This is a genomic window from Blastococcus sp. SYSU DS0619, from assembly GCF_054051035.1.
The window spans coordinates 124,928-131,517 of sequence record NZ_JBJHAM010000009.1 but is presented as its reverse complement, the minus strand read 5'-3'; the positions used below and the strand labels follow the sequence as shown (position 1 = coordinate 131,517).

7 protein-coding genes are annotated in these 6,590 nt (G+C 73.7%); 5 read left to right on the top strand and 2 right to left on the bottom strand.

Annotated elements, in window-relative coordinates:
- Positions 1-163: 163 nt before the first annotated feature.
- The 3 genes from ACI79T_RS12710 to ACI79T_RS12700 all read left to right on the top strand — a co-directional run bounded on the left by ACI79T_RS12710 (position 164) and on the right by ACI79T_RS12700 (position 2,175).
- Complete coding sequence (locus tag ACI79T_RS12710; protein WP_456610429.1) at positions 164-850, top strand: class F sortase; 687 nt, start codon at positions 164-166, stop codon at positions 848-850.
- A gap of 64 nt (positions 851-914) precedes the next feature.
- A complete protein-coding gene (locus ACI79T_RS12705) occupies positions 915-1,643 on the top strand; it encodes an HAD family hydrolase (RefSeq protein ID WP_456610428.1) in 729 nt (242 codons plus the stop codon).
- A 52-nt stretch (positions 1,644-1,695) separates the two neighbouring features.
- Positions 1,696-2,175, top strand: a complete 480-nt coding sequence (locus tag ACI79T_RS12700; protein WP_456610427.1) for a mycothiol transferase — start codon at positions 1,696-1,698, stop codon at positions 2,173-2,175.
- 15 nt (positions 2,176-2,190) lie between these two features.
- Here the strand turns inward: ACI79T_RS12700 and ACI79T_RS12695 are convergent, their stop codons facing one another.
- Positions 2,191-2,541 (bottom strand): hypothetical protein, encoded by a 351-nt coding sequence (locus ACI79T_RS12695; RefSeq protein WP_456610426.1) that lies wholly within the window; start codon positions 2,539-2,541, stop codon positions 2,191-2,193.
- 159 nt (positions 2,542-2,700) lie between these two features.
- Positions 2,701-3,654: a RecB family exonuclease gene (locus tag ACI79T_RS12690; RefSeq protein ID WP_456610425.1), complete on the bottom strand. Its 954-nt coding sequence runs from the start codon at positions 3,652-3,654 to the stop codon at positions 2,701-2,703.
- A 95-nt stretch (positions 3,655-3,749) separates the two neighbouring features.
- On the opposite strand from ACI79T_RS12690, the gene ACI79T_RS12685 reads away from it, so the two are divergent.
- Positions 3,750-4,673 carry a tRNA (adenine-N1)-methyltransferase gene (locus ACI79T_RS12685; protein ID WP_456610424.1) on the top strand — a complete coding sequence of 308 codons (924 nt, stop codon included), beginning with the start codon at positions 3,750-3,752 and terminating at the stop codon, positions 4,671-4,673.
- A gap of 116 nt (positions 4,674-4,789) precedes the next feature.
- Entirely contained in the window at positions 4,790-6,568 is a 1,779-nt protein-coding gene (arc, locus tag ACI79T_RS12680; protein ID WP_456610423.1) for a proteasome ATPase, read from the top strand.
- Positions 6,569-6,590 lie beyond the last annotated feature (22 nt).

Here is a 6,590-nt window from a genome sequence, read left to right as displayed (position 1 = left end):
GCAGCGCGCGCGGGCGGCGGGGGAGCCCGCCGCCGCGGCCCGCCCCGCCCCCCCCCCCCCCCCCCCCCCCCCCCCCCCCCCCCCCCCCCCCCCCCCCCCCCCCCCCCCCCCCCCCCCCCCCCCCCGGCCCCTGTCCCGCCCCCCCCCGATCGGAAGGCACCCCGTGACCGAGCAGAACGGCCGCAGTCCGAGTCCCCGCACCTGGCTGGCGCTGGCCGTGGGCCTGCTCGTCGTCGCGGTCGTCGCCGTCGCGGTGGCGGTGACCGGTCAGCGGCAGGCGCCGCAGCCCGCCGCGGCGACCGCCGACCGCATCCCTTCCCCGCCCACCGCCACCGCCGAGCAAGCGCCGGCCGCCGAGCTGGCGCCGGCCGACGAGGCACCGCCCGTGGCCGAGCCCGTCTCGGTGACCGTCCCGGCCATCGAGGTGACCAGCGATCTGCTGCGCCTGGACCTCAACGACGACGGCACCGTCGAGGTGCCGCCGCTCGGCCCCGACGACCAGGCCGGCTGGTACCAGCGCGGCCCGGCCCCCGGCGCGGTCGGACCGGCGGTGATCCTCGGCCACGTCGACTCCGCCGAGCACGGCCCGGGCGTCTTCTTCGACCTCGGCGCGCTGCAGGCCGGCGACGAGGTGGAGGTGGCCCGCGCGGACGGCACCATCGCGGTGTTCGCCGTCGATCGCGTGGAGGTGCACCCGAAGGACGAGTTCCCGACCATCGAGGTCTACGGCAACACCGACGACGCGCAGCTGCGGCTGATCACCTGCGGCGGCGACTTCGACTCCGCGGTGCGCAGTTACGAGGACAACGTGATCGCCTTCGCCACGCTCGTCGGCACCCGCGCCGCCTGAGATTCGCACCACGTCCCCGGCCGGGCGGCCGGGGACGGCGGCCGCGGTCCCTAGACTCGGGGGCGTGTCGGTGGCTCCGGTAGGTGGACGGGGCACCGCGACCCCCTCGGTCGGCGACGGCCCGCAGGCGGTGCTGTTCGACATGGACGGCACGCTGGTGGAGACCGAGGAGTACTGGGGCGAGGCCATGTTCGAGCTGGCCGCCTCGCTCGGCGGCCGGATGTCACCGGAGGCCCGGGCCGCCACGGTGGGCACGAGCATGCGGCGCGCGATGCAGGTCCTGCACGCCGACCTCGGCGTCGTCCGTTCCGAGGCGCAGCTGCAGGCCGACGCCCGCTGGATCGAGGACCGGGTGGCGGAGCTGATGGCCGGGTCCGGCATCCCGTGGCGCCCCGGGGCCCGGGCGCTGCTGGCCGCCGTCCGCGACGCCGGCACGCCCACCGCCCTGGTGACGACGACGCCGCGCCGGCTGGCCGCCCTCGTGCTCGCCAGCATCACCACCGACCTGGGCGCCGACCCGTTCGACGTGACCGTCTGCGGCGACGAGGTGCCCGCGCGCAAGCCCGATCCGGCGCCCTACCTGCAGGCCGCCGCGGCGCTCGGCGTCGACCCGGCCGGCTGCGTGGTCGTGGAGGACTCGCTGGTCGGCGTCACCGCGGGGCTGGCCGCCGGGATGGCCGTCCTCGGGGTGCCGGCCCTCCAGCCGGTGCCGCCTGCTCCGGGGCTGACCCTGCGGGAGACGCTGGCCGGCATCGGCGTCGCCGACCTGGCCGCGGTGCTCGCCGCCCGCTGATCCGCCCGTCGGGCGGCGAGGACGGGATGGCGCCGTCGCTACCCTGCCGCGCATGCCGCAGTCGCCGGAACCGACCCAGCCCGGTCCGCTCCGAGACGAGGCCGAGCTCCTGCTCGCGTGGCTCGACCACCTGCGCGTGTCGATCCTGCGCAAGGTGGCGGACCTGGACGAGGAGCAGGTGCGGTGGCGTCCGGACGGTGCGCTCATCCCACTGCTCGGCATCGTCAACCACCTCACCCACGTGGAGTGGCGGTGGATCGACGGGGCCGTGGGCGGTGCGGAGGTGAGCCGCAGCGAGGCGGAGTTCGCCCCCGGTCCCGAGCTCACCGTGGCCGACGCCGTCCGGCGCTACCGGGAGCGGGCCCGGGCGACGGCGCAGGTGGTGCGTTCCCTGCCGATCACCCAGGAGTGCGCGGACGCCAGCGGTCGCGACCTGCGGTGGGTGCTGCTGCACCTGGTCGAGGAGACGGCCCGGCACGCGGGCCACGCCGACGCCACCCGCGAGCTCCTGGACGGCGTCACCGGACGCTGAGCGGACGACCGTGGCTCAGCCGGCGTCGTCGTGGTCGAACCGCGCGTCGCCGGTCGGGTCGACGTGGAGACGCACCGGCCCGCCGGTGCCGGTGAGCGCGACCAGGACCCTGCGCCGGCGCGGAGCGGCCACCTCCTCGTGGACCAGCCGCGCCAGGCGGTCCAGGGAGTCGTTCCGCGACGTGCCGCGGACCTCGTGCGCGGCACCGTCGACGACGACGCTGATCGACCGCGCGGAGCGCAGGCTGGCCGCGAGTTCCACGGGTGGGTCCCAGCGCCCGGTGAGGCCGTCCTGCAGGGCCTGGATCTCCGTCTCCAGCCGGTGCCGGTTCGCCTTGGTCAGCCGGGTCACCTGGCAGTCGAGCACCGACCTCGCCTGCTCCGGCGTGAAGCCGTACTCCTGCTGGGAGCATCGCGGTGAGGAGCGCGAGCCGGTGGTCGATCCTGCTGGTCATGCCCGCATCATCCCCGGTCGCACCCGGTCGACGGCCGGGTCTCCGTCGCCGGCGCAGGCACGGCGGTGGCCTCAGGCAGGGCTGACCGGCAGCGTGGTGCGCCACCCGGCCGCGGCGGCGGCCTCGGCGGGGAACGGTGGGGGAGTGCCGCCCCAGGACGGGCACAGCGCCTGGTGGTCGCACCACCCGCAGAGCCGGGTCTTGTTCGGCCGGAACTCCCCGGTGGCGACGGCCCGTTCGATGGCCGACCAGATGGCCAGCAGCGTCCGCTCGAAGCGGATCAGCTCGGCTTCCTCCGGGGCGTAGGTCAACGCGTCGCCGTCGCCGCCCAGGTAGAGCAGCTTGAGCTGGGCGGCCACCACGCCGCGGGTGCGCCAGAGCACCAGCGCGTAGAACTTCATCTGGAACAGCGCCTTGGACTCGAACGCCTCACGGGGCATCGACCCGGTCTTGTAGTCGACGACCCGCAACGCGCCGTTCGGGGCGACGTCGAGCCGGTCGACGTAACCGCGCAGCAGCAGCCCGTCGGGCAGGGTGACCTCGACGAGCTCCTCGCGGGCCTCGGGCTGGAGGCGGCGCGGGTCCTCCAGCGTGAAGTACTTCTCGACGAGCTTCCCGGCCGAGGCCAGCCACGCCTCGACGGACTCGGGGGCGTTCACGTCGGTCTCGGCGCCGGCGTCGTCGGCCGTCTCGAACAGCTCGGCGATGCCCGGCTCCACGCGCAGCTCCGTCCAGGCCGGCTCCAGCAGCTCCAGCGCGCCCTCGACGGTCCGCTGCGCGGGCGGCAGGTCGTAGAGCCGCTCCAGCACCGAGTGCACCAGCGTGCCGCGGACGGCGGCCAGGCTCTTGCGCTCGGGCAGCCGGTCGATGGTGCGGAAGCGGTAGAGCAGCGGGCAGGTCTTGAAGTCGGCCGCGCGGCTGGGGGACAGCGACGGGCGACGGGGGGTCGGGGCCTCCCCGGCGGGCGGGGCGGCCGCCGGAGCGGAGCCGTCGGCCTGCGGGTCGGTCTGCACCATCGCCGTCATGCACCCGAGGCTAGGTCGCCCCTCCGACAGTTCCGAGCGACCGCGCCGTGCGCAGGACACGGGTCACAGCGACCGCCTCCGTACGCTCGTCGTCCGTGGACAGTTCGCAGGATGCCGGGACCGACGTCGTCGACGAGGCGCAGCCCGCGCCGGAGGAGACCGCCGCGGAGGCACCCGCCCAGCGGGCCGAGCCGGTCGAGGGGGCCTTCGTCGCCGGTGACCGGGTGCAGCTGACCGACCCGAAGGGGCGCCTGCACACCGTCGTCCTGACGCCGGGCAAGCAGTTCCACACCCACCGCGGGGCCATCGAGCACGACGACCTCATCGGCGCCCCCGAGGGCTCGGTCGTGCACTCCACGGCCAACACCGGCTACCTGGCGCTGCGGCCGCTGCTGTCGGACTACGTGCTCTCCATGCCGCGCGGTGCGCAGGTGATCTACCCGAAGGACGCCGCGCAGATCGTCGGCTTCGGTGACGTGGGACCGGGCATGCGGGTCCTGGAGGCCGGGGCGGGGTCGGGTGCGCTGAGCTGCTCGCTGCTGCGCGCCGTCGGCTCGGAGGGGTCGCTCACCAGCTACGAGCGGCGGGAGGACTTCCTCGACGTCGCCCGCACGAACGTGGGCGCCTTCTTCGGCGAGGTGCCGGCCAACTGGGACCTCCGGCTCGGCGACCTCGCCGACCACCCGGCCGAGGAGGTCGTCGACCGCGTCGTCCTCGACATGCTCGAGCCCTGGGCGGTGCTGCCCACGGTCGCCGCCGCGCTGCGTCCCGGCGGGGTGCTGGTCGGCTACGTCGCGACGGTGACGCAGCTGTCCACCTACGTGGAGGCGCTGCGTGCCCAGGGCGTCTGGACCGAGCCCTACTCCTGGGAGTCGCTGCTGCGGCCGTGGCACGCCGTGGGCCTGGCGGTCCGCCCCGAGCACCGCATGGTGGCGCACACCGCCTTCCTGGTGACCGCGCGCCGGCTCGCCGAGGGCACCGTCGCGCCGATCCGCCAGCGTCGCGCGCAGAAGCACTGACCGGCCGGCGGGGGAGCACCTAGCACCGGGGCGCGGGCTCCGCGAGCCCACGGCGAACTGTCGTCGCGCGTGTATAGATTTGCGTCCTGGCTCCCCCGACAGTGCGGAGGTGCGTGATGGGCCTGGGTCCTGACGAACTGCGCGCGCGGCGCGAACGCGACGTGACGGCGCTGCTCAGCCAGATCTCCTACCTCGAGGAGGAGATCGGCCTGCTCCGCCGCAAGGTGGCCGACAGCCCGCGCCAGGTGCGCGCGCTGGAGGAGCGGATCGCCGAGGCGGAGGGCCGTGCGGCCTTCCTCTCGGAGCGCAACGACAAGCTGGCCGGCACGCTGCGGGACGCCCGCGAGCAGCTGGTCACGCTCAAGGATGAGGTCGACCGGCTCGGGCAGCCGCCGTCGGGCTACGGCGTCTTCCTCACCGGGTACGACGACGGCACCGTCGACGTCTTCACCGGGGGCCGCAAACTGCGGGTCTCCGTCTCGCCGAACGTCCCGGTGGCGGAGCTGCGGGCCGGCCAGGAGGTCATGCTCAACGAGGCGATGAACGTCGTCGAGGCGCGCTCGTTCGAGCGCCAGGGCGACGTCGTCATGCTCAAGGAGCTCCTGGAGCCGGTCGACGGCGTCACGCAGCGAGCGCTGGTCATCGGGCACACCGACGAGGAGCGCGTGGTCTACCTCGCCGACTCGCTCACCGGCCAGCCGCTGCGCGTGGGCGACTCGCTGCTGCTGGAGACGCGCTCGGGCTACGTCTACGAGCGCATCCCCAAGAGCGAGGTCGAGGAGCTCGTCCTCGAAGAGGTCCCCGACATCGACTACACCGACATCGGTGGGCTGTCCCGGCAGATCGAGCAGATCCGCGACGCCGTCGAGCTGCCCTTCCTGCACGCCGACCTGTTCCGCACCTACGAGCTGCGGCCGCCCAAGGGCATCCTGCTGTACGGCCCGCCCGGCTGCGGCAAGACGCTGATCGCCAAGGCGGTGGCGAACTCGCTGGCCAAGAAGGTGGCGGCGATCCGCGGCGACGGCGACACCAGCCAGGGGAAGTCCTACTTCCTCAACATCAAGGGCCCCGAGCTGCTCAACAAGTACGTCGGCGAGACCGAGCGGCACATCCGGCTGGTCTTCCAGCGGGCGCGCGAGAAGGCCAGCGAGGGCACCCCGGTCATCGTGTTCTTCGACGAGATGGACTCGATCTTCCGCACCCGCGGCTCGGGGGTGTCCTCCGATGTCGAGTCCACCATCGTGCCGCAGCTGCTCAGCGAGATCGACGGCGTCGAGGGCCTGGAGAACGTCATCGTCATCGGCGCGTCCAACCGCGAGGACATGATCGACCCGGCCATCCTGCGGCCCGGCCGGCTCGACGTGAAGATCAAGATCGAGCGGCCGGACGCCGAGGCCGCGCGCGACATCTTCACGAAGTACCTGACGACGTCGCTACCGATCAACCCCGACGACCTGGCCGAGCACGGCGGCAGCCGGGAGGCGACCATCGCCGGGATGATCCAGCGCACCGTCGAGCGCATGTACACCGAGAGCGAGGAGAACCGCTTCCTCGAGGTCACCTACGCCAACGGTGACAAGGAGGTCCTCTACTTCAAGGACTTCAACTCCGGCGCCATGCTGCAGAACATCGTCGACCGGGCCAAGAAGATGGCGATCAAGGAGCACCTGGAGACCGGCACCTCCGGCCTGCGGGTCAGCCACCTCATGGCCGCCTGCCTCGACGAGTTCAAGGAGAACGAGGACCTGCCCAACACGACCAACCCCGACGACTGGGCGCGGATCTCGGGCAAGAAGGGCGAGCGGATCGTGTACATCCGCACGCTCATCAGCGGCAAGGGCAGCGAAACGGGCCGCGCCATCGACACGGCCACCAACACCGGCCAGTACCTGTAGGCGCCGGCGTCCGGCTCCTGCC

Coding starts and splice junctions, on each gene's coding strand:
- ACI79T_RS12700 (WP_456610427.1), top strand. CDS start 1,696: ATGCCGCAGTCGCCGGAACCGACCCAGCCCGGTCCGCTCCGAGACGAG.
- ACI79T_RS12690 (WP_456610425.1), bottom strand. CDS start 3,654: ATGACGGCGATGGTGCAGACCGACCCGCAGGCCGACGGCTCCGCTCCG.
- arc (WP_456610423.1), top strand. CDS start 4,790: ATGGGCCTGGGTCCTGACGAACTGCGCGCGCGGCGCGAACGCGACGTG.